Source organism: Nakamurella sp. UYEF19 (assembly GCF_040546275.1).
In the GTDB taxonomy this organism is placed as follows: domain Bacteria; phylum Actinomycetota; class Actinomycetes; order Mycobacteriales; family Nakamurellaceae; genus Nakamurella.
Genome location: NZ_JBEPNO010000017.1, coordinates 16943 through 39152, shown reverse-complemented (window position 1 = coordinate 39152; position 22210 = coordinate 16943). Strand labels below are relative to the sequence as shown.

At 66.2% G+C, this 22210-nt stretch carries 23 protein-coding genes; 12 read left to right on the top strand and 11 right to left on the bottom strand.

From position 1 onward, the window contains the following. Window positions 1–4 precede the first annotated feature (4 nt). The 4 genes from ABIB25_RS20140 to ABIB25_RS20125 are packed head-to-tail and all read left to right on the top strand — an operon-like array spanning window position 5 to window position 4663. A complete protein-coding gene (locus ABIB25_RS20140; protein ID WP_354530307.1) occupies window positions 5–826 on the top strand; it encodes a M55 family metallopeptidase in 822 nt (273 codons plus the stop codon). Window positions 827–836: 10 nt separating this feature from the next. Further along, window positions 837–2105: a methylaspartate ammonia-lyase gene (locus ABIB25_RS20135; protein ID WP_354530306.1), complete on the top strand. Its 1269-nt coding sequence runs from the start codon at window positions 837–839 to the stop codon at window positions 2103–2105. Next, the gene (locus ABIB25_RS20130; RefSeq protein WP_354530305.1) at window positions 2102–3808 is read left to right on the top strand and encodes a DUF885 domain-containing protein; all 1707 of its coding nucleotides are present in this window, start codon (window positions 2102–2104) and stop codon (window positions 3806–3808) included. Before ABIB25_RS20135 ends, ABIB25_RS20130 begins: the two co-directional genes overlap by 4 nt. Window positions 3809–3811: 3 nt before the next feature. After that, window positions 3812–4663, top strand: a complete 852-nt coding sequence (locus ABIB25_RS20125; RefSeq protein WP_354530304.1) for an alpha/beta fold hydrolase — start codon at window positions 3812–3814, stop codon at window positions 4661–4663. Window positions 4664–4697: 34 nt separating this feature from the next. On the opposite strand, the gene ABIB25_RS20120 is transcribed toward ABIB25_RS20125, so the two are convergent. The 3 genes from ABIB25_RS20120 to ABIB25_RS20110 form a co-directional block, all read right to left on the bottom strand. After that, complete coding sequence (locus tag ABIB25_RS20120) at window positions 4698–6071, bottom strand: META domain-containing protein (protein WP_354530303.1); 1374 nt, start codon at window positions 6069–6071, stop codon at window positions 4698–4700. A 70-nt stretch (window positions 6072–6141) separates the two neighbouring features. Next, the gene (locus ABIB25_RS20115) at window positions 6142–7185 is read right to left on the bottom strand and encodes an alcohol dehydrogenase catalytic domain-containing protein (protein WP_354530302.1); all 1044 of its coding nucleotides are present in this window, start codon (window positions 7183–7185) and stop codon (window positions 6142–6144) included. Window positions 7186–7492: 307 nt separating this feature from the next. Further along, complete coding sequence (locus tag ABIB25_RS20110) at window positions 7493–10525, bottom strand: protease pro-enzyme activation domain-containing protein (RefSeq protein WP_354530301.1); 3033 nt, start codon at window positions 10523–10525, stop codon at window positions 7493–7495. A gap of 416 nt (window positions 10526–10941) precedes the next feature. On the opposite strand from ABIB25_RS20110, the gene ABIB25_RS20105 reads away from it, so the two are divergent. The 3 genes from ABIB25_RS20105 to ABIB25_RS20095 all read left to right on the top strand — a co-directional run bounded on the left by ABIB25_RS20105 (window position 10942) and on the right by ABIB25_RS20095 (window position 12577). Further along, on the top strand, window positions 10942–11829 hold the full coding sequence (locus ABIB25_RS20105; protein ID WP_354530300.1) for an aldo/keto reductase: 888 nt from the start codon (window positions 10942–10944) through the stop codon (window positions 11827–11829). 197 nt (window positions 11830–12026) lie between these two features. After that, a complete protein-coding gene (locus ABIB25_RS20100) occupies window positions 12027–12209 on the top strand; it encodes a hypothetical protein (protein ID WP_354530299.1) in 183 nt (60 codons plus the stop codon). Window positions 12210–12238: 29 nt separating this feature from the next. Next, window positions 12239–12577, top strand: coding sequence for a nuclear transport factor 2 family protein (locus tag ABIB25_RS20095; RefSeq protein WP_354530298.1), 339 nt, complete (start codon window positions 12239–12241; stop codon window positions 12575–12577). 54 nt (window positions 12578–12631) lie between these two features. Here the strand turns inward: ABIB25_RS20095 and ABIB25_RS20090 are convergent, their stop codons facing one another. From ABIB25_RS20090 to ABIB25_RS20065, 6 genes are all read right to left on the bottom strand, one after another. Further along, complete coding sequence (locus ABIB25_RS20090) at window positions 12632–13360, bottom strand: haloacid dehalogenase type II (protein ID WP_354530297.1); 729 nt, start codon at window positions 13358–13360, stop codon at window positions 12632–12634. 29 nt (window positions 13361–13389) lie between these two features. Continuing rightward, a complete protein-coding gene (locus ABIB25_RS20085) occupies window positions 13390–14172 on the bottom strand; it encodes an alpha/beta fold hydrolase (RefSeq protein ID WP_354530296.1) in 783 nt (260 codons plus the stop codon). Between the two features lie 121 nt (window positions 14173–14293). Beyond that, window positions 14294–14476 carry a hypothetical protein gene (locus ABIB25_RS20080; RefSeq protein ID WP_354530295.1) on the bottom strand — a complete coding sequence of 61 codons (183 nt, stop codon included), beginning with the start codon at window positions 14474–14476 and terminating at the stop codon, window positions 14294–14296. A 210-nt stretch (window positions 14477–14686) separates the two neighbouring features. Further along, window positions 14687–14950, bottom strand: coding sequence for a hypothetical protein (locus tag ABIB25_RS20075; protein WP_354530294.1), 264 nt, complete (start codon window positions 14948–14950; stop codon window positions 14687–14689). Window positions 14951–15368: 418 nt separating this feature from the next. Then, the gene (locus ABIB25_RS20070) at window positions 15369–15515 is read right to left on the bottom strand and encodes a hypothetical protein (protein WP_354530293.1); all 147 of its coding nucleotides are present in this window, start codon (window positions 15513–15515) and stop codon (window positions 15369–15371) included. Next, window positions 15496–16038 carry an ABC transporter permease family protein gene (locus tag ABIB25_RS20065; RefSeq protein ID WP_354530292.1) on the bottom strand — a complete coding sequence of 181 codons (543 nt, stop codon included), beginning with the start codon at window positions 16036–16038 and terminating at the stop codon, window positions 15496–15498. The genes ABIB25_RS20070 and ABIB25_RS20065 overlap by 20 nt, the downstream gene beginning before the upstream one ends. Window positions 16039–16041: 3 nt before the next feature. Between ABIB25_RS20065 and ABIB25_RS20060 the strand changes: the two genes are divergently transcribed. Beyond that, the gene (locus tag ABIB25_RS20060; RefSeq protein WP_354530291.1) at window positions 16042–16884 is read left to right on the top strand and encodes an ROK family protein; all 843 of its coding nucleotides are present in this window, start codon (window positions 16042–16044) and stop codon (window positions 16882–16884) included. Between the two features lie 195 nt (window positions 16885–17079). On the opposite strand, the gene ABIB25_RS20055 is transcribed toward ABIB25_RS20060, so the two are convergent. Beyond that, entirely contained in the window at window positions 17080–18000 is a 921-nt protein-coding gene (locus ABIB25_RS20055; RefSeq protein WP_354530290.1) for a LysR family transcriptional regulator, read from the bottom strand. A 72-nt stretch (window positions 18001–18072) separates the two neighbouring features. Between ABIB25_RS20055 and ABIB25_RS20050 the strand changes: the two genes are divergently transcribed. After that, window positions 18073–18990 (top strand): EamA family transporter, encoded by a 918-nt coding sequence (locus tag ABIB25_RS20050; RefSeq protein WP_354530289.1) that lies wholly within the window; start codon window positions 18073–18075, stop codon window positions 18988–18990. Window positions 18991–19101: 111 nt separating this feature from the next. Here ABIB25_RS20050 and ABIB25_RS20045 read toward each other — a convergent pair whose 3' ends face one another. Next, window positions 19102–20553: a serine hydrolase domain-containing protein gene (locus ABIB25_RS20045; RefSeq protein ID WP_354530288.1), complete on the bottom strand. Its 1452-nt coding sequence runs from the start codon at window positions 20551–20553 to the stop codon at window positions 19102–19104. A gap of 662 nt (window positions 20554–21215) precedes the next feature. Between ABIB25_RS20045 and ABIB25_RS20040 the strand changes: the two genes are divergently transcribed. From ABIB25_RS20040 to ABIB25_RS20030, 3 genes are read left to right on the top strand one after another with little or no spacing between them, the layout of a single operon-like run. Next, window positions 21216–21434: a DUF4244 domain-containing protein gene (locus tag ABIB25_RS20040; RefSeq protein WP_354530370.1), complete on the top strand. Its 219-nt coding sequence runs from the start codon at window positions 21216–21218 to the stop codon at window positions 21432–21434. Continuing rightward, the gene (locus ABIB25_RS20035) at window positions 21431–21817 is read left to right on the top strand and encodes a TadE family type IV pilus minor pilin (RefSeq protein WP_354530287.1); all 387 of its coding nucleotides are present in this window, start codon (window positions 21431–21433) and stop codon (window positions 21815–21817) included. The genes ABIB25_RS20040 and ABIB25_RS20035 overlap by 4 nt, the downstream gene beginning before the upstream one ends. 5 nt (window positions 21818–21822) lie before the next feature. After that, complete coding sequence (locus ABIB25_RS20030) at window positions 21823–22209, top strand: Rv3654c family TadE-like protein (protein WP_354530286.1); 387 nt, start codon at window positions 21823–21825, stop codon at window positions 22207–22209. Window position 22210 lies beyond the last annotated feature (1 nt).

The window sequence follows — 22210 nt, the reverse complement described above, 5'->3', positions numbered from 1 at the left end:
TGGTATGAAGATCTTCATCTCGTCCGACATGGAAGGCACCGCTGGGGTTGTCGACTGGAACCAGTGCCTGCTCGGCGAACCGGAGTACGAGTACTACCGGACGCTGCTGCAGGGCGAGGTGAATGCCGCGATCGAGGGCGCCCAGGCGGCCGGTGCCGACGAGTTCCTCGTCAACGACTCCCACTCCAAGATGCAGAACCTGCGGCCGGACACGTTGGCCGGCAGCGCCCGTTACCTGTCCGGCCGGCACAAGCCGATGTACATGATGCAGGGGCTGGACGAATCGTTCGACGCGATCTTCTTCGTGTCCTACCACGGGTCGATGTCGAGTCCGGCCCCGTTGTCGCACACCTACAACCCGCGGGCCATCGCCGAGGTGAAGCTGAACGGCGTGGTGGTCGGCGAGTCGGGGATCAATGCCCTGGTCGCGCTGGGTCACGGTGTGCCGATCGTGCTGATCACCGGGGACGACATCACGGCCCAGGAAGCCGCGAACGTCAGCCCGGGCGTCCATCAGGCGATCGTGAAGACGGCGGTGTCGCGTTTCGCCGCCGACAGCATGCATCCCGCCGCCGCACGCGATCTCATCCGCGCCAAGGCCGAGGCCGCCATCGCATCGCTCGGTAACGCCCAGCCGCCGGCCATCACGTTGCCGGCCACGTTGGAGATCACCTACCGCAACCCGGATCTCGCGGAGATGGCCACCTGGATCAGCGGTGTCACCCGCCACGCCAACACCACGGTGGCCATCACCGACGACGACCCGATCCGCCTGTTCAAGACCTTCATCAACACTGTGGTGCTCACCCGCGACATCGCGGAGTGAACGGTTCGCAGTGAGGATCGTTGATCTGCTGACCGTGCCGGTGCGGGCCGGGTTCTTCGTCGACGACCAGGCCGCCATCCGGGCGGGTGCCCCCAGCGACGGGTTCGGGTATGGCGGCGATCCGGTGACGCCGGGCTTCACCGCGATCCGTCAGGCCGGTGAGGCTCTGTCGGTGCTGCTGATCCTCGACGACGGCTCGATCGCGCACGGGGACTGCGCCGTCTCGCAGTACAGCGGCGCCGGCGGACGTGATCCCGTCTTCAGCGCTGCCAGTGCGGCCCAGGACGTCCACCGGCATCTCGGCCCCCTGTTGATGGGCGCGGAGCTGAGCTCGTTCCGCGAGATGGCGGGACAGCTGCAGCAGTACCGGATGTCGAGTGGTGCTGCGCTGCACACGGCCATTCGCTACGGCGTCAGCCAGGCGCTGCTCGACGCCGTCTCCCACCGTGATCGGGTCACGATGGCCGAGGTCCTCTGCCGGGAATATCGGACCGGTGTCGAGTTGGCCCCGATTCCGATCTTCGCCCAGACCGGCGACGAGCGCTTTCTGAACGCCGAGAAGATGATTCTCAAGCAGGTCGACGTGCTGCCGCACGGGCTCATCAACAATGTCGAGACCAAACTCGGCGTCAAGGGTGAACTCCTCGAGGAGTACCTGACCTGGCTGGTCGGCCGCATCGGAGAACTGAGGCCGTCAGCGGACTACTTCCCGCAGCTGCACTTCGACACCTACGGCACCATCGGTGCCGCCTTCGGAGGAAGCATTCCAGCGGTGGCACAGTATCTTTCGGGTCTCGGCCGACTGGCGGCACCCTTCCAACTGACCATCGAGCATCCGATGGACGCCGGCGGGCGGGAGGCGCAGATCTCGACCTACGTCGCGCTGAAGGCCGAATTGCAGCGGCTCGGGTCGACCGTGCGGATCGCAGTCGACGAATGGTGCAACACACTGGCCGACATCGAATTGTTCGTCGAATGTCGCGCTGCCGACGTCATCCACGTCAAGATGCCCGACCTGGGCGGCATCGACCAGACGGTGGAGGCACTGATGCTGGTGAGGCGAAACGGGTTGGTCGCCTATTGCGGCGGCACCTGCACCGAGACCGACCGGTCCGCCCAGATCACCGCGCACGTCGCGATGGCCTGCGGAGCCGGGCAGGTGCTCGCCAAACCGGGCATGGGGGTGGACGAGGGTCTGATGATCGTCGGCAACGAGATGGAACGGGTGATGGCCATCGTGGCCAGGCGCCGCGGGATCGGTGAAGGGATCACAGCATGAACGGCGAATCGAACGCAGAACTGGCCCGGCTGAGTGCGGAATTCTTCCAGGTCCAGCACACCGGCGACCCGTTCAACGCAACCCAGCTCGGGGTCGCCGGGTTCGACCACCTGGTCCCCGACCCCAGTCGTGAGGGCTCAGCGGCGACCATCGCCAAGATCGCCGAGATCGAAAGGCGCTTGGCAGCAATTGATATCGGGGATCTGAACGAACCCGACCGCATCAATGCCGCGGTCTTGACCAGACTCGCCTGGGGGGCCCGGTCGGATCTGGAGCACAGCCTCTGGGAGTGCGCCTCGGCGGACGCCTACTCGTCACCGCAGGCGATGATGTTCATGTCGATCCCGACCGCATCCGTCGGTGACGCGAATGCTGCCGAGAACTACGTGACGCGGTTGCGGGGCCTTCCCGCCTTCCTGGATGCGGTGGTGGAGCGCTACCGCCTCGCGGCCGCCGAACGCCGACTACCGACCCGCGTCGGGGTCGGCCAGGCAATTGATCAGATCAAGGGCCACCTGGCCCTACCGGGCGAGAAGGACACGCTGCTGGGTCCGCTCCTGACCGGCGGGACAACGTTCGAGCCGTTCCGGGAACGGGCGAGCACCATTCTCGCGGAATCGGTCCGGCCCGCGCTGCGCCGACTGCTCGCAGCTCTGGAGAACGAACTGCTGCCGGTGGCCCGTCCGGACGACCGGGTGGGCATCCGGTTCGTGCCCGGTGGCGAGGAGGGCTACCGCGCGGCGATCCGCCGGCACACGACCACCGACCTGACGGCCGAGCAGATCCACCAGATCGGGCTGGACTGCCTCGCCGAACTTCGTCAGGAGTGGCAGGCACTCGGTGCGGAAGTGCTGGGCACCGACGTACTCCCGGAGATCTTCGAGCGGCTGCGCAACGATCCGTCGCTGCGGTTCACCGATCGGTCCCAGATCGTGACGACGGTCGCCGATGCGCTCGCGCGAGCCGAAGCCGTTCGTGCACAGTGGTTTCCGCCGTTCGACATCGCCGACTGCATCATCGAGGAGATCAACCCGATCGAGGCGGGTAACGCCGCGTTGGCGTACTACCGACCGCCGGCGGGCGACGGCTCGCGGCCCGGCGCGCACTGCGTGCTGACGGCCGAGCCGCAGGAACGTTTTGCCTACGAGTACGAGGCACTGGCGTTCCACGAGAGCACGCCCGGGCATCACCTGCAGATCGCTTCGGCGCAGACGCTCACTGACCTGCCCGACTTCCGGCGGTTCCTGGACGCCGAGGTGTGCGGGTACATCGAGGGTTGGGGCCTGTACTGCGAGCGACTGGCAGACGAGATGGGGCTGTACACCTCGGATCTGTCCCGCCTCGGCATGCTGTCGTTCGATGCCCTGCGGGCCTGCCGTCTGGTCGTGGACACCGGGATGCACCACTTCGGGTGGTCCAGAGCGCAAGCGGTGCAGTTCATGTGGGACAACACCGCGACCACCGCGGCGAATGTCCGCAACGAGATCGATCGTTACATCTCCTGGCCGGGGCAGGCTCTGGCCTACATGATCGGGCGGAGGGAGATCTTGCGCCTACGCCGGGTCGCCCAGGAACGGCTCGGCTCGGATTTCGACATCCGGGCGTTCCACGGAGCGGTGCTGGGCAACGCTGCCGTTCCCCTGGATGTGTTGGAGCAGATCGTGCTCGACTGGGTCGAGACCGTCGCACGAGAGAAGGAGTGAGAAGTGTTCGTGGACATCAACGGTGCCCGCCTGAACGTCGAGGTGCTCGGTGACGGCGATGCGCCGGTCCTGATCGCCCACCACGGCGGGGGCGGAATCGGATCGCTGGCTGAACCGAAATCCACCTTCGGGCCCTTGTCGGATCTATTCCGCGTCATCGTCTTCGATTCTCGCGGATGTGGTCTGAGCGAGGCGGTTCCGCCCTATTCTCACGAACAGTGGGCCGCCGATGTCGATGCGCTACGCGAATGGGCCGGTGTCGAGAAGGTCGTGGTGGCCGGTGGTTCCTACGGCGGTTTCATCGCGATGGAGTATGCGCTCCGCTACCCGGACCGGGTTCGGGCGATGATCCTGCGGGACACCTCCGCCGACCGCAGCAACCTGGACATCGCCATGGACAACGCCCGCACCCAGACCCGGGTGCAGCTGAACTGGGAGCATTTCGACCGCTACTGGAGTGGCAACATCTACGACGACGCCGATCTCAAGGCCCGGTGGGCCGAGATGATTCCGCTGTACGACTTCGAGTACGACCCGGTGGCCTCAGCCGCCCGGGTCGATGCCGGCATCTACCGTCACGAGGCTCACAACTGGTGCTTCCAGCACAACGTGCCGGATTACGACCTGAAACCACTGCTCGGATCCGTCACCTGCCCCACCCTGGTGACCGTCGGCCGCGCTGACTGGGTGACGCCGGTGTCGTCGTCGGAGACGATCGCGGCGCTGATCCCGAATGCCGAACTGGTGGTTTTCGAGAAGTCCGGCCACTCACCACAGTTCGAGGAGGCCGAGCTGTTCCAGCAGACCATGCGCGACTTCCTGGGCCGCGCCGTCCCGGAGGTTGCCCCGACCTGACCTCAGGTACCGCGGCAGGAGCGAGGTCGATAGTTCACCAGGTGGAGAGGAAGTACGGGTTCCCCGACTGATCCACGACGACCCTGTTGCCCAGTGGTACGGCCAGATGCAGGGTCTTGACGCCGGGCTGGTCCGGCCCGGATCCGCTGAACGCCGCGTAGAAGTCGTCCCCGCAACCGGCGGCCGTCGGCCCGAAGTGGAACGTGACGGCGAGGACGACCGCCGTCGGGGTTTCCCTGGATGCGAAGATGGAGGTGTAGTTCGGGTCGCAGCCTCCGGTCGACACATGCGTGGGCTCGAAAGGTAGGGAGAGTGACCTGGCATCCGCGGTGACGTAGGCGGTGCCGCCGATCGAAGGGTCATCCGTCATGGTGGCGGGAAATCTCCCGGAGGCAGCGACGGCGAGGACGTAGACCGGCTCGGCCGTCTCTGCCAGGACGAGTTTCCAGGTGGGTAGGGAGATCTGGCCCCGGTCTGTCCCGAACGGGTGCCTGATCAATTGGAGGCCTGTGATGTGCACGAACGAATCCTTCGACGAGCTCTCCGAGGGATCCGCCAGTTGGGCGACTGCGTCCCGGGCGCTGAGGACCGGGTAGCCGTCCATGCCCACGGGTGTGCTGGGGACGCCAACGGAAAGGGTGACACGACCGGCCACGAAGGCGTTCTCGTCCCGGCCGCGGGGCAGGTGGTTGGTCGGTCGGTTGACGGCCGGAGATGCGAGCACCACCGGTCGGGGGCGGGAATCTACCGGAAAATGTTGCCAGAGCGCCGCCGCACGCTCTACGGGGTCGCCCACCGGTTTGTCGGCCGACAGCGGGAGTGTGCCGTCGCGGGCGAACACCAGGACCGAGCCGCCGGCCCGGAGGACCAGGCTTCTACCGTCCAGGTGGCCTGCGGTCTGCCCGGCGGACATGTTCTTGACCGCCGCTGCCAAATGGGGAGTGGCCGCACTCGGCGCACCGCCGGTGCGCGGGCAGGCTTTCCCTTTCAAGCTGACGGCGTCGAGCGTGAACGCCTGATTCGACGTCTGCCACGGCACGGTCGAGGAGCTGCAGGCGTAGGTCACCTGCGCGGTACCGTCCTCCTCGAACCGGACATCCAGGTAGTCAGTCGAGCCCACAGAAAGTGACGCGGAGACAGAACCTTCGGCCACGGTGGCAATCGACCAGTAGCTGCCGACGAGTTCGGCCCGGAGGGCGTTGGCGACCTCGCTCGAACTGGGAACAGCAATCGACTGCACCGGTGGCGACGAGATTGTCGGCGCGCCGCCGACCCTGCTCAGCAGCGCCGTGACGACGCCGGCGATGAGCACCACGACCAATGCAATGACGAGGACCGCTGAATGTCGCTGTACGCGTCGATTGTCGGTGCTGGGTGGGGTCGTCGATCCAGTCGATCCATCGGACATGCCCAGCACCCTACGGACCTTCGCAGCGAATCGGCGTCATCGCCGGCGATGGACCTCCGATCTCCGTCCTTCACGGCGTGATGATCACCTTCAGGGCCGAGTTCGCGGCCGCGTTCTTGAAGACGTCGTAGGCCTCGTCGATCTGGTCGAAGGTGAAGGTGTGGGTGCCCATCCTCTCCGACTGGATCCGTCCACTGGCCACCATCTTCAGCAGGGTCGGAATCGACACCGTGTCCACCAGGCCCATGGTCAGCGTGATGTTCTGGATCCACATCTCCTGCATCGGAAGCGACACCGGCGCACCATGGACGCCGATGTTGGCGATGGTACCGCCCGGTCGTACGAGAGCTGCTGCAGTCAGCAGGGTCTCGGGATAGCCGACCGCTTCGATGGCGACGTCGACGCCGAGACCATCCGTCATCGCCCGGACCTCGGCGACGACATTCGGCCCGACCTCGACCGTGTCGGTCGCGCCCATCTCGAAAGCCTTCTCCAGACGGAACTTGTTGGAGTCGATGGCGATCACCTTCGAGGCACCGAACAGACCGGTGGTCAGGATCGCGGCCAGTCCGACCGCGCCGGCGCCGACCACGGCGACCGTGTCGCCCGGCTTCACGCCGCCGGCGAGCACGCCGACCTCGTAGCCGGTTGGCAGCGAATCCGCGAGGAAGATGGCCTGCTCGTTCGTGACGCTCTCCGGAACCGCATACAAAGAGGTGTCGGCATAGGGGACCCGGACGTATTCCGCCTGGGTGCCGTCGATCAGGTGGCCGAAGATCCAGCCGATGCCGCCGACGGTCTGGCAGTGCGACGGCATGCCTCGCTGACAGTATTCACACCGTCCGCACTTGGTGACAGCCGGCACCAACACTCGGTCTCCAACGGCGAAACCGCTCACCGCAGAACCAATCTCGCTGACAGTACCTACCGCCTCGTGGCCGAGAATGCGACCCTCGGTGACCGCCTCGACGTCGCCCGCCAAGATGTGCAGATCTGTGCCACAGATGGTGGTGGTGTCGACCCGCACGATGACGTCGGTGGGCTGCTGGATCGTCGGGTCCGGAACGTCCTCCCAGGACTTCTTGCCCGGACCGTGATAGACGAGTGCCTTCATCGGAGCCTCCATTGGCTGAGTGGTGTTGGCCCGGGTAGGAATGTGCCTGCCTAGGGGTGTGGTCGAGTCGGAATCGCTGGAGCCCGTCATGGTGCGGCCACACCGGGCCATCCGGCCGTCTCAATCTGGGACAGGAACTTCGCGATGACATTCATGCCAGTAGCCGCCGCCGAGGTTGCACACCGGTCGGCCGCCGCGGGCTGCCTGGCGGCGGGGTATCGAGGTCCGGGCACCAGTGTGCCCCGGTCCTGAGGTCTGGAACCAGACCACAGGACCGGGGCACGGTCGTGGATGTTGCCGGCTGCGACTACCCCACGCTGGGTCCGGTGATGTACCCGGAGATGTCGACGACCAGGTCCGTCGGACCGGCCGACCCGTTGTAGACCATGATCGTCCCGTTGGTTCCGATCGGCGTGATCATCACATTGGCGACATCGGTATTCACCAGGAAGTTCAGGATCGACGCCGCCGGCCGATTGCGGCCGGGGTACACGGTGGCGAATCCGGTCTTGCTCTCGTTGGTGGCAGTCACCGTGATGATGGCGGCGCGTGCCGTACTGGGGACTCCGGCGACACCCACGATCTTGATCACCCTGATACCGCCGGCGGCGAGCTTGCCCGCGGTGGTGGTTCCGGTCTTGCTACGGGTGTCGAAGATTCGCTTCGGAGCTACTGTCTTCTGCAGCCCGGGGGTCGAGGCCGGGACCGTGCCTCCTGCGATGTAGCCGACCACGTCGACCAGGAGGTCGGTGGTGCCCGAGGGACCACCGTCGTAGATCGTGACGTTGCCGTTCGCGCCAGGTGCGACGATGACCTCGTTGCCGACCGTCCTGCCCTTGCTGAAGTTCACGTTCGACGCGAAGGGGATGGCGCTGCCGTTCGGGAACACCCGGAGGTGTCCGTTCCCGGTGGCGTTGGTGGAGGTCACCGTCAGCACCACCGAGGCGGCGTTGGCCGGCACGCCGGCGACGTTGGCGACCTTGACCACCCGGGCCTGTTGCCCGGTGAGTTTGCCGGCAGCGCCCAGGGTCCGGGTGTCGAGGAGCCGCGCCTGATTGGCCAGGGGCTGGTAGGCCCCGGGCGTCAGCGGCGCGACCGGGTTGGCCCCCACGACGTAGTAGCCGGCGACGTCGGCGATCACGTCGACCGAACGGGTTCCGCCGTTGAAGATCGTGACATCGCCGCCGGTGCCGAGTTTTGCGATCGTCGTGTTCGCGACGTCATGGCCGGCGGTGAAGTTGAGGTTCGAGGTGACCGGTTTGGCTGACCCGGTCGGGTAGACCGTCAGGTACCCGTCGGCCACCGAGTTGGTCGCGGTGAAGTTGATCGCGACGGCGCTCGGTCCGGTTCCTGGCTGACCCAGGAGTCCGGACACCGGCGCGACTCCGCCCCGACCGGCCACAGCCAGCGTGATGGACGAGTTGGCCGGGATCGTCTGGCCGCCGAGTCCGATCTTCGTGTTGAGGATGCGAGCGGGCGAGAGTGCCTGGTAGGCACCGGTCACCGGGCTGGGAACCGATGCAGCGCCGCCACAGATCGAGGAGGCGAGCCTCGTGCCCTTGGGCGTACCCAGACCGGACGCGATGTCGTAGCCGACCGCCGTCGGGTAGAGCCCACCTGCGGTGCCGGTGTAGTCGGTGTTACCCGAAGTGATGTCCGTGAAGTTCGCCGAGTAGGCCGCTCCGGCGACCGAATACAACGTCGGGTTGACGAATCCGACGTTGATGCCGGCGCAGGTCGGCGACGAGTTGGTCAGCGCAGTGAAGGCTGCCCACCATGGTGCGCCACCACTCGTACCGCCGGCTCCGGCCCAGGAACCGTTCTGGTACACCAGGTATCCGGTCTCCGGATCGGCGACCAGGGACACATCCGGTTCCTGACGGCAGTAGCTACCGGCCGGGGCGGCACAGGTGGTGCCCTTGGAATTGGCGTTGATGACATGAAGCGCTGCGGCAGCGCCGCTCTGGTAGGCCGGCATCTTGAAGAACTTCGAGATACCGGCTCCGCCGGCTCCCTCGGACTTCGCCCGCTCGTTCCAGATGATCTCGGTGGGGGTGGTCGCGGTGGGGTTGGTCAACTTCGTGCCGCCGACAACCGTGACGAACGGCTGCCCACCGGGGTCGTCGGCCGACAGCCGGTTGTCTCCGCAGTCCTGGGATCCGAGGTCACCGGCCGCGTCGAACAGCGATTGACCCTGGATGGCCGCTTCCTGGAAAAGGGTGTTCTCCGCGCCGAGGTAGGCCGCATCGCGGTCCGCCTCGCACCCGCCCCACGAGGTGGAGATGATCGTCGCACGGTTCTGACTGATGATGGCGTTGTAGGTGTCGTACGGGCCACTACCACCGTTGCGGCCCTGGTAGACGAGCTGGGATGCCTTCGGCGCGACGCTGATGGCATTCTCGATGTCGAGGGAGGCCTCACCGACGCCGGCTCCGGTGCCCGAGCCGGCCCCGACGGTGACGTAGCTGATGGGCGCTGCGGTGCCGTAACAGCTTTGGTAAGCGGCGATGTCGCTGACCAGGTTCGGCTCGAGTTCGTACATGGCGATGACCTGGCCGGCGCCGAACGAACCCGACGCGTACAGGCCGGGCAGCTGGTAGGCGACGGCGAGCTGATCAGCCGTGTAGGCGGCGTTGAGCGGGCCTGCGGTCACTGCCGCCGCGCAGGGCTGCGGTCCGCCGGTCACCACGTGCGGGGAGGGCGCCATCGGCGCGGACGCAGACCTCTTGACCTTGTTCAACATCTGCGGATGGTCGAGCACCAGGTTGTCCAGACCGATGATGCCCTGCACGCCCGACGCGACCGACGCCGCCAGCTTTGGAGCACTGGTGTTGGCGTAGGCCACCCGGCCGGTGGCGAGCCGGTACTGCTTGAACGAAGTACCGAACGCGGAAGCGAAAGTGCTTGTCGCTCCGTGGATCTGGATGGACAGATGATTGGCGCTGACCTCGTCGGGATTCAATCCGTCCGCCAGCAGTGCGGAACGTATCGCAGCGATGGTCGACGACGGTGCTCCGAACTTCTCGGCGAACTCTGCGGCGCTCAGGTAGTGACGGTAGAGCGCGTTGCCGGGAGTGGACACCCCTGTCGCATAACTCTCGAGCGCGCCGGCATCCGCCGGCTTCAGCGTGACGGTGGCATCAATGCTGGTCGTTGCCGGTAGAACGCCCACCGTCTTCGCAGTCGACGGGACTGACGGTGCGGCGCCCACGGCGGTCGGTGTGATCGAGGGTGAAGCCGGATCGGCTGACGCCGTGTTGGCCCCCACCATTCCCGCGGCCGCCATCAACACAACGGCTGTCGCCACTCCCATCCCCCGGGACAATTTGCTGCTCTGCATAATGCACCCTCCCTGTACTGCCCGAATTGACCCCCGAACCATAGCCGCCCTTCGGCGACTCCGCACCGTTTGGCCTAAAGAACTTCGAGGCCTCCCCCGATCACTTACGCCGACTAACGAGGGCCCGGGCCCAGGACGCCGTAGGGGCACACTTTGCGTTACTAACGGGAGGTCAGGTCACCCGTTTGTGCCGTCGTTGCCCGACCTGCTGCGCCCCGGCGAAGCCGACGGCAGGCTTCGAAAATTTGCACGTTTGAGAAGTTTGGACCGGGGTATTCATTCTTGCTTACCCTGGTACCAAAGTCCTGGTGTGCATGCTGACCGCGGCCGGCCTCATGAATGCTGCAGGTCGATCTGAGCTGTCCAGGATCGCCGGGGCCTGATTCGTGGGTCGTCGTGATGGGTAACGCATCGTGGTGAGAACACGTGAGATCGGCAATGACACCGTCGGACGCCTGCAGGTGGGCGCGATCGGCCTCGGATTGATGACCTTCGACCAGACCGGAACGCAACCCCGCGAGCAACTCGTCGGGACGGTGCGGGCTGCTCTCGACGCCGGCGTCACGTTCTTCGATACGGCAGACGCCTACGGACCCGGCGAAGAACTGGGCGCAGACACCCAGGGCGCCAACGAGTCGCTGATCGCCGGTCTGCTCGACGAGCTCGGGGTCCGCGACCAGGTCGTGCTCGCCACCAAAGGTGGTCACACGCGGATCGAGGGTGGCGGCTGGGGGATCGACGGATCACATGGTCACCTGATCTCGGCCGTCGACGACAGCTTGCGACGGTTGGGTGTCGAGCAGATCACGCTGTGGCAGCACCATCGTCCGGACCCAGCTGTGCCGTTCGAGGAGATCGTCGGGACCCTGCGCGAGATCCACGCGTCCGGCAAGGTCCGGATGATCGGGCTGTCGAACGTCGATCCGGCCCAGATCCGATTGGCTCATGGCGTTCTGGGTGACGCTCTGGTCAGTGTCCAGAACCAGTTCTCGCCCGCCTTCCGGTCCAGTCGGCCCGAGATCGACGTCTGCGAGGAGCTCGGCCTGGCGTTCCTGCCCTGGAGCCCGCTCGGTGGTCTCGGAGATGCCAAGGAACTGGCTGACAAGCATCCCGCGTTCGCGGCGGTCGCCGACGAATTGTCGGTGAGTGCGCAGCAGGTGGCCCTGGCCTGGGAGCTGGCGCAGTCGCCGGTGGTCATCCCGATCCCCGGTGCAAAACGGGCCTCCTCCATCACCGACTCCGCTGCCGCAGCCGAGATCAACTTGACGGATGCGCAACTCGCCCGGCTCGACCTCCTCGGCTAGGCCTCGACGGCCGGTCGATGCGGATGACCGAGGCGAGCAGCTCCCGCGGTCAGCAGCACCTGCAGCAACGAGAATGAGATCGCTGACCCGCTTCGGGTGGCTCGAGACATCGCGACGTGGGAGCTGGAGATCTTGATCGTTCGTGACTTCGCCCGGGCGGCCGTGGCTCGTTCGGCCTGGGGGGCGGCTGGTCACCGGTGGCGTCCAGGTGCCAAGGTGTTCGGCCCGACGTTGGTGGACAGGGAATCCGCGTCAACACCGTCTCGCCGGGCGGCACCCAGAGCCCCGGAGCGAACGGTCTGGCCCGGCGCATCGCCGAATCCCGCGGTATCAGCGAGGACGACATCACCGTCGACGGCGGCACCTTTTCCACCATCTGAACCAGCGTCGCCAACAGAAGGACACCCTGATGAAGACCAGCACAGATCTACCCGCCGTGGTCGTCGACTACTTCGACCTCATGGATCGTGACGACAACGCTGCCGTGGTAGATCTTTTCGCTCCGGGCGCTCAGGTCACCGATGACGGGCAGACCTATCGCGGCCGCGCAGAGATCGCCGGTTGGCTGGGCGGGCCGGCCGGCGAGTTCACCACAACCTCCACGCAGCTGTCCGCCGACCGGTCGGATCAGCAGGTCACGGTGGTGATCCGAGTGGAAGGGGACTTCCCGGGCGGCCGCGTCGACCTCCGCAATGTCTTCACCCTCGATCCGGCCGGACTCATCAGGGACCTGTTGATCACCGTGTGACCGTTTGCCGTGATCTGGACCTCGTTGCTCTGCGGCATTCGTCTGATGCCGAGATCATCTGCCGACCAGCAGCTCGGCGGCTTCGATCAGGGATTCGGCGACGACGTCCCAGTTGTCGGTTGCGTTTAGGTCCGTGATCTGGTTCGGGCCGTGCTCGGACGGCCGGCGGATGAAGACGGTGCGCAGGCCGGCGGCGCGCGCGGCGGTGAGGTCGTCGTTGTGCGCCGCGACCATGCTGACCCGCTGCGGTGGAAGCCCCACTGCAGCAGCCGATTCGAGATAGGTCTGCGGCATCGGCTTGTAGTTGTGGGCGATCTCCGCACCGGTGATGACGTCCCAGGGCAGCCCGCCGAAACGGGCCAGGTTGAGCATGCCCGCGATGTGCCCGTTCGACAGTGGGCCGATCGCGAACCTCCCCTTGAGGACACGTAGGGCCTCGACCGAATCCGGCCAGGGATCGAGTTTCTCCCACGCGGTGTTCAGCTCGCGGAGCTCGGCGCCGGTGATGGCTCCGAAGTCCACCTGGTGCCGGCGTAGGACGGTCTCGAGGTTCTCGCGGTTGAGGACGTCGAGCTTGACCCACGGACGTTCTCCGGAACGGACGCGCTGCATCGCGGGCTGGTAGAGCGAGCGCCATTCGTCGGCGAACTGAAGCGGGTCGACCTCGAGAGAGTGCTTGCGCAGGAACGGTTCAGCCGCCCGCGCTACCCCTGACCGCCAGTCCACCACGGTGCCGAAGACATCGAATCCCAGGAATCCGACCGACTTGAACACATCAAGCATCAAAGGCCTCCGTGATGACGATCGGTGGGTCAGGGCGACGAGCGCTCGACGCGCACAAGCCATTCGGCGAGCAGGGCACGCAGGAGTTCGGGCTGCTCGTGGGGGAGGGCGTGTCCCGCGTCGTCGACCACCGCGAGCGAGGCGTGCGGGTAGTGGTGGACGAGATCCATGGCGGATGCATAGCCGACGGTCGAATCCAGCCGTCCCGCCACGATCACCGTCGGGCCGGCGTAGGCCGGGCCAGGATCTGCGGTCAGGGACCATCTTTCGCCGATTCGCTCCAGTGCAGCCTGGTCTGCGAGAGCTGCGCCGGGGGCGACGTACGTTTCATACCGTTGCAGCATGTCGGGGGTGTGGATGACGAAGTAGCTCCGGAAGTCCTCGTCGCCGAGACCACCCGATCCAACAACGACACGGTGGTGTGGGATGTCGCGCGATTCCGCCAGCAACGGGCAGACGAGCGCGAGACCGGCGACCTGCCCTGGGCTGCGCGTCGCCATGGCCTGCGCGAAGTACGCGCCCGCCGAATGACCGATGAGGAGGTGTGCCGCCCCGGCGCTGACCTGGTCGGAGAATTCGAGCAGGAGGTCGACGACATCGTCGGCGCTACTCAGGGAATCCGGAGCGTTCGTCCGCCCCATGCCGGGGAGGTCAGGGTAGATCCGTCGCATTCCATCGACAGGTCGGAGGGCCGGTTCGAAGCAGGCCTCGGTCTCGCGGTGATCGACACCGGCGCCGTGGAGTAAGACCACGGGTAGACCGGTCCCGTGCTCGACGTAGTGGAACACCACCTCGCCGATCCGGATCTGCATCACCGCAGGCTAACGGCGTTCGCCGGACACGACCACAGATGTAGAGCAGGGAATACCGAGATGGTCGGGCGGCCGAGGACACCGCCCTGTGTGGCTGGGCCCGTCCGGCGGTCGGCGCAGATCAGGCGCCGGTGGAAGCCGAGTCGGCCGGGTCGACGAACTTGAGGTGGTGGTCCCCGTTGGGTTCCGACCGCTTCTGCGCGGAGGTGGGGTCACTGGGCTGGTGGGTCCGGGAGGCATGCTCGGAGGTGGCATTGGAGAACAGCGGGGAGAAGCCGTCTGATGCATGGTGCTGAGAGGTCACGTTCTGCTTTCTGAGGTGGATGCGATGGTGCCGGTGAGAGATGCCCGTGATGGCGCGCGAAGCGATCGGTCCGAATTCGGGGCGCCTTCGGCGTGGGTGACCGGCGCCTGATCTGCTGAGGAACGCCTGGACACGACCGGTCGGTCGACGCCTCGATCGGCGTCTGCCCTACAGCATGCCATGCCCAAGTAGCGAGCCCCCCGCCGACCGTCAGCGGCCGGCGATCAGGCCGATGATTCCGAGCACCGGGAGCACCACCCACAGCACGAAGGTGACCATCAAGCAGACCCGGTCGAAAACGTCAGAAATACGACCCACAACGCCGGATTCGGACGGATGAGCATGAACCGCCGGTACGACGCCGACCAGCACCGCGGGGAGATCCGGGTCGCCCCGCAGTCGATCCGGTATCGGTCCAGTGGCGTGACCCATGAGCCTCTCGGTGGTGGCCACCGCCGCGCCGCCTGCGTTCATGTCGACTCACATCCCTACCCGTTCCCTCGAGAATAGATCGGCCACGCCCGGAAAGCGCCGGCGATACCGGGCCGAGATCTCGAAAGTCTGCGACCGGCGTCGACTGATCGGGGCGCCTCGCTCCGTCGAACCGCCAATCTGTTCACCCGCGACTGGCATCGGGCCGACGATCTGGTCCAGACCGCATGCACTGCGGGGAGCGATGCCCTGCTCGATCGATCAGCACGGGGTGCCGATCGAAGCGCGACACCTGCCCGGCCGATCTGACTGTTCAGCCGGACGACAGCATCCGCATTGGTCTTCCGCTCGATGTGCCTCTGGTGACCAGGCAAGCAGTAAGTCGCAGGCGAGCGCCGGTCTTGATGACAGCAGTTGCTCGAGCGTTGGCGCTCCGAACAGGCCAGCACGAGGAGAAGCCCTATTTGATGGCACCGCGCATGACCCCGGCAATGATCCACCGTTGGCCGACCAGATACCCGATGACCGCCGGGATCATCGCCAGCGCGTAAGAGGCGAAAGCGACGTTGATGTCCTGGACCAGGGAATTATTGAACGAGGCCTGCACGACTGGAAGGGTCTGCATCTTGACGTTTGCGATGATGAGCGACGGCATCATGTAGTCGTTCCAGGATGGCAGGAACGAGAATATGCCGATCGTCGCTGCCATCGGCTTCAACAGGGGAAAACGATCCGGGGGAAAACTCGGAAGGTGGCGGCAGCGTTGCCATCAACTTGATCTGCGGCAGAACCAATACCGTGAATGGAATGAACATCGCGGCGAGCAGGTAGTAGAACATGCCCCGAAAGAGTCTTGATTCCCAGTTCCGAACCACCGCCCAGGCAACCATCGCCGGCAGCACGATATTTCCGGCGACCGCGATGGCACTGATCAGGACGCTCCACGTGAACGCGGTCGGGGCGTTCACCATTTCCCAAGCCTTGCCGAAATTACCGAACGCCGGGGATAACGGTAGGGCGAATCCAGCGCTGGCGTCGCTGGATGCACCGGATTTCAGCGACATGGCCAGGATGAAGTACAGGGGTACGAGAATCACCAGCGAACCGACGGCCAGCACAGTGGTGATCATCAGGTGCTCGCCGTCACTGTCGGAGTGCCGGCTCCGGTAGATCGCGACGGAGACATCCTCGACACCAACGACTTCTGGCGGCTGGTCGGCATCGACGCTCGCAGCGAACTTGGCGCTCGACACGGCTGGCACGTGCAGATGGAGAACGACGCCAACCTTGCGGTCCTCGCGGAACGTTGCTGGGGAGACGGTCAGGGTTTGGGCGACGTGGTGGCCCTCCTGGCCGGTGAGCGGTTCGGCGCCGGCGTGACCGAGTCAGGGCGACTTCTCCACGGGAGTCGCGGCGGTATCGGTGAGATGGCCTACCTCGACCACGTCGAAGGAGTCGGACATGCGGGCGGAATCGTTCAGGTCGCCGTTGGCTGGGCCCGCGAGGCCATCGCCAGTGGCCGGGAAACTCTGCTGCAGGGTATGTGCAACGGTGACCCAGTCCGATTGTCAGCGGAGATGGTGTTCGCTGCGGCGGACCGGGAGGACATGGTGGCCACGGAGGTCATCGCTCGCCTGTCCCTGAGATTGGCCAAGATCGTGGGAACGCTGGCCTCCCTGTTGAACCCGGAGGTGGTGATCATCTGCGGCGCGGTGGCCACTTCGGCGGCAACGTTGATCGACGACGTCACCGCGCTCCTTGCCGCAACCACCGAGACTCCACCGAAGCTGTTCGCGTCCAAGCTCGGCGACACGGTGGTCAGCCTTGGGGCGGTCCGGCATGCACTCGACTACGTCGATCGCCACGCTCTGGACATCGCCCCGAAGGCGGCGGTCGCCGGCCGGCAGACCGGGGACCGGGGGCGTGGTCGAGCCGGAGCTGGATGCCACGTCCGAGCCGGGGACCTCGACCGATGACGGCCTCGAGTCGACCGGCGCGACGTCGTCGATGTCAGCGTGTATCTGTGTGCCCTGGTGGGCGCAGACCAGATCGTGACGTCCGGTCCGGGCGACCTGCGGCGGATTGATCCGGAGGTCCGTTAGATCGAGGTGTGGGCCCACCCGCCACATCTCGCCCTTGGTACGAAACCTTGCGAGCCCGGAAAGCTGTGATCACGGCGTCTCTCCGCGCTCCACGAGCGCCTCTGCCTCCGCCTGGAGTTCTCGGGCGACGAGTTGCACCGCCAGGCGCGCGGCCTTGTCCGGACGCAGAAGTGCCTCGATCTGACGGCCGGCGCGCATCGTGGCCAACGGAACGAGGCGGAACCGACCGGCGGCGCGTTGGCTGGTCGTGTGTCGGGGCAGCAGTGCGATGCCGTGTCCCGCCGCGACCAGTTTCTCGGTGAGTGGCAGATACGTCGTGCGGTGCACGATGTTGGCCGGACGCCCGGCCTGCGCGGCCAGGGCGTTGAGTACCCGGTCGATCGGGAAACCCTCAGGGGCGGAGATCCACGGCTCGTCGATCACGTCGGTCGGGCGAACCTCGGGTCGGGTGGCCATGGAGTGGTCCAGCGGAAGAGCCACGTCCAGGGCTTCGCGTGCGAGGGCGATGACGGTCACGCTGGAACGGTCGGGCGGCAGGATGTCGTCGGATCGATGGGCGATGACGATGTCGTGATCGCCGGTGAGCGAGGCGAAGCGATCCTGGGCAACATCGAGGTCGGTCAATTCGAGTTTGATCCCCGGGAATGCGCGCAGGCGGGTCAGCAGTCCGGCGATCAGCCACTCACCGGCTGACTCGAAGAATGAAAGACGCACACTACCAACGGGTTCACCACGGTAGGCGTCCCACATCGCCTCGGCGGTGGCGACCGCGGCCGCGATGTCGGCCGCACTGCGAGCCAAGGCGAGACCAGCATCGGTCAGCCTGACGCCACGACCGATCCGTTCGACGAGCGGGACCCCGACGCTGCGCTGCAGAGTCCTCAACTGCTGGGACACCGCAGACGGAGTTCGTCCGGAGGCGGCCGCGACAGCCGTCACGCTGCCGCGTTCGGCCAGCTCGTGCAGCACGGACAGCTGTGACAGATCCATGTAGGAAGCCTACAGAGTTGATGCAGTGATAATGGCCTTGTCCTTCAGCATTGGATCAACCACGATCTAGTCATGCCGCTTCGTGACCGACTGCTCGCGTTGTTCGTCGCCGTGTGCTGGGGAATCAATTTTCCTGCCACTGCGCTTGCGCTCCAACACTTCCCGCCGCTGCTACTTGGCGCAGTACGATTCAGCCTGCTCGCCGTACCGGCAATCCTGTTCGTCCCGCGGCCGCAGATCCCGGTGCGTTGGCTGATCGGAACCGGGTTCGGCCTCGGCTTTCTGCAGTTCGGATTTCTCTACCTCGGCATGGCCGCGGGGATGCCGAGCGGCCTCGCATCCCTGGTCCTGCAGGCGTCGGCGCCGTTCACAGTGGTGCTCGCCGGGTTCTGGTTGCGCGAGCGCTTGAGCTGGCGGCAGGTGATCGGGATCGCGGTGTCGGTCATCGGGATCGGAGTGATAGCAGCGCATCGGTCGCAGGTTGCAGCCCTGATGCCCGTGGTCCTGACGTTGTGCGGAGCGCTCGGCTGGGCGTTCGGGAACGTCTGCGCCCGCCGGGCCAAAGCGCCGAATCCCTTGCAGCTCACCATGTGGATGTCCGTCGTGCCGCCGATCCCCCTGCTCGGGCTGTCCTTCGCGGTGGAGGGGCCGCGCCGCATCGGCGATTCACTGTCGACCGTCTTCACCTCCGCGGCGCTGCCGGCCGTCATCGGTCTGGTCTACATCGTCCTGGTGTCGACCGTGGTCGGGTACGGGATCTGGAACACGCTGCTGTCCCGCCACCCGTCCAGTGTGGTGGCGCCGTTCTCGATGTTGGTGCCGGTGGTCGGCGTGGCCGCGTCATGGGTGGCATTCGGGCAGACCGTCGACCTGATCGAGGTCTCGGCCGGAATTGCGGTGATCGCGGGAGTACTGCTGGGTAGCAGACCTTCTCGCGTGGGCAAGCGCGTAGAGCCCGACCATTCTTTGGCTCTTGCACCGACAAGGTGAATCAGCCCGGAATCCGTGCGCGCGTTTTGTCGTGCAAAGGCGGGATGGGCGACGTGATGGCAGCGGTCGGAGTGACGCGCCGACGCCCCGCCGGACGACCGGGGTCGTCGATCAGTTCTGGCCGGTGTGGTGGCGCGGGGCACGGAGGCTGTGCAGGGCGCCGCCGCCGAGTGGGGCGGTCGCCCAGGCAGCGGTGAACGTCCGCGACGACAGGTCGCAAATCACCACCAGTCGGTGCGGGGTCTCCAGGAAGATGACCTCGACGTTCAACCTTTGGGGGCTTGTCCACCCGCCGGCGACGGCCAGCGTCACGGTGCCGTCCGGACCGTTCGCGTCCGAGATGGCCCACTCGTCGTTGCCGAGGACGGCGGTCAGACGTGATCCTTGCTCGGCCAACGTCAGCGCCCACCTGCCACCGGCGACAGCCAGCTCGACGGAGCGCAAGGTCGGCTGCGGGGCGCAGGAACCACCGGCGGGTGAGAACGAAGTGGCCATCCAGGCCGAGCTGTCGCTGGACGGTTCGGGAGCGGTGTCGGGGACGGGGAGTGCCAGGGTGGCCAGCCTGTCCGCGAGGGCTGCGTCACCCGACCCGTCGCCCGGTCGGTCACCGAAGGCAGGCAGGAGGTGCTGCCAGACCGCATCCAGCAGCAGTTGCATCTCCTCGGTCGCGGCCGTGATCGCTACGACTGCGTCATGGTCGGGCAGGACGAGGCAGAACTGTCCGTAGGCTCCGTCGCCGCGGTAGCCGTTTCGGGACCGCCAGAACTGAAAGCCGTAGCCTTGCTGCCATTCAGGGGTCGGTTCACCGGCAGTCGAGATGTGGGAACGGGTGGCCTCCGCAATCCAAGCGTCGTCCAACAGGCGGTGACCCTTCCACACTCCTCGATCGAGGTAGAGCTGCCCGAGGGCGGCGATTGCGTCGGTCCCGGCGTGAAGGCCGCTGAAACCGATCTCACGCCCGGAGTCGTCGCGCTGCCAGATCGCTTCTCCGATACCCAGCGGTTCGAACAGCCGGGGCCGGAGGTAGGAAGTCAGCGGCTGCCCGGTGACGCGTTGCACGATCGCGGCGAGAGCGAAGGTGTTCGGCTGGTTGTAGGCAAAGACCGTGCCGGGATCGCAATCCGGAGCCACCCTGAGAAAGCCGCGGACCAGGTCGACGGAGTCCTCCGCCGTTGCCCGATCCAGGGTTTCGGCCGTGTGGCCACTGGCCATCGACGCGACGTGCCGGACGAGCAGAGCGCGACTGCGCGGATCGGTGACGTCGTGGTCGAGTTCGGGAAAGTAGGACAGGACCGAGCGGTCGAGGTCGACGAGGCCCTCGCTGACCGCGAAACCCGTTGCAGTGGAGGTGAAGCTCTTGCTCAGCGAATACAGCAAGTGGACACGATCCGGGCCGTAGGGCGCCCACCACCCGGCGGAGATCACGCTGCCGTGCCTCACGATCATCAGGCTGTGCGGCTCGATCGCCGGGTCGGCCTCGAGCGCATCGAGGAACGCTGAGATACCCGCGGTATCGACGCCCTGCGCGGAAGGGGTACTGATCGGCAGTCTGGGTTCGGTCACATTCGGACCCTAGACCGGGGCGGCGCGAAGGCGGGTTTGGTCTCACTTCGGCTGGTGCATGGGACTGATGTGGAATACCGACTGCTTGGAAACAGTGGCTGCGCTGTGTCGCGGCTGACCCTGGGCACGATGACCTAGGCGGACGCCAGCACTATCGAAGTGATCGTGGCCCCGGTCAGGGGTCCGGTGGGCGTTGACGGCCGACGGTACCGAGCTGGGTGCAGGTTGTGCTCGCTGCCCAAGGTGAGTGGACTGCCTCAGCAGTACGAACGGCCGTCGGCTGCCCCATCGGAGCAGCCGTTGACCGATCTGAAAACACAGCTACCCGGTAGGTCGATCCTCCTGCGAACAGACCGAAGTCTCTGCCACCGAGGGCATCGCTGACGGGGTTGCCTTCATCGCCACCCGACCTCGCCATACCTCGGTAGGCGAACTGCAGATCATGCCGACCGATCAGGCCTGAGCTCCGCCGCCATTCCGGCGTCCCAAGTTATCCCCATGCCTTGAGTTGTCCACATTCTCGCAATCGTCGTGGACGTTCGATCCCAGCGTTGCCACGCTCTTCACACCGGCAGACGTCGGTGGAAAAGAGGGGAGTGGCTGTGGTGCAAAGAGTTCGGCGCTGGTTCGCCGATCAGCGGTGGGAGCGTCGGTGGGAGTATCTGGACCGTCCCGACAACGGTCCATGTGTTCTTGCTGCCGTCCCCGCAGAAGACGCAGCGGAACCTGTTGGTGACGAGGGGATGTCGACCGTGGAATACGCGGTGGGCACTGTCGTCGCTGCCGCGTTTGCTGCGGTGTTGTACAAGATCGTCACAGGCGACTCGGTGGTCGCCGGGCTGACCGGCCTGGTCAATTCGGCGTTGCACACGTCGCTGTGAGTGCCGCCCGCTCCCGGTCAGGGACAGACAACCACCACACCCGTACGGACCGCGGCAGCGTCACCGTCGAGGCTGCGCTGGTCCTCGCCGTGTTGGTGATCGTGGTTGCGGCCTGCCTGGCCGGGATCGGGTGCATCATCGGTCAGCTCCGCTGCGCCGACGCCGCGCGGGAGGCCGCCCGTCTGACCGGTCGCGGCGACACGGCCGGCGCGGCCTCGGCGGTGGCTGCCATTGCCCCGTCGGGGGCGGTCCTGTCCGTGGAGGCGCATGGCGATCTGGTCACCGCGACGGTGAGAGTGGGCGCGATCAGTGGTCTGCTGCCCGGTGTTTCGGTACATGCCAGCGCGACGGCCGCCGTCGAGGACGAGATCTCCGATGGATGACGCCGATGGTTGACGACGATCAAGGCCCGGGCGGAAGCGACGAGTACCACGCGGGAACCGACGACGGCGTCGCCACCATCTTCGCCTGCCTGGCCGTGTGCCTGATGATCCTGGTGACCGGTCTTGGCATCCGGTTCGGCGGAGCGATCCTGGCGCGCCAGCAGGCCGAGAACGCTGCCGATCTCGGGGCACTGGCCGGCGCCGCGGTGATCCTGTCCGGCCAGACGGCGGCGTGCGCGCGGGCAACGCAGGTGGTGGGGGCGAACGGTGGATCCCTGACTGCCTGTGCAGCAGACGGTTTCGACCTGCTGGTCCAGGTGCAGGTCGATGCATCGGCCTGGGGTGGAGACGCTACGGCTCATGCGAGGGCCGGGCCGGTGACGACCCCCTGAC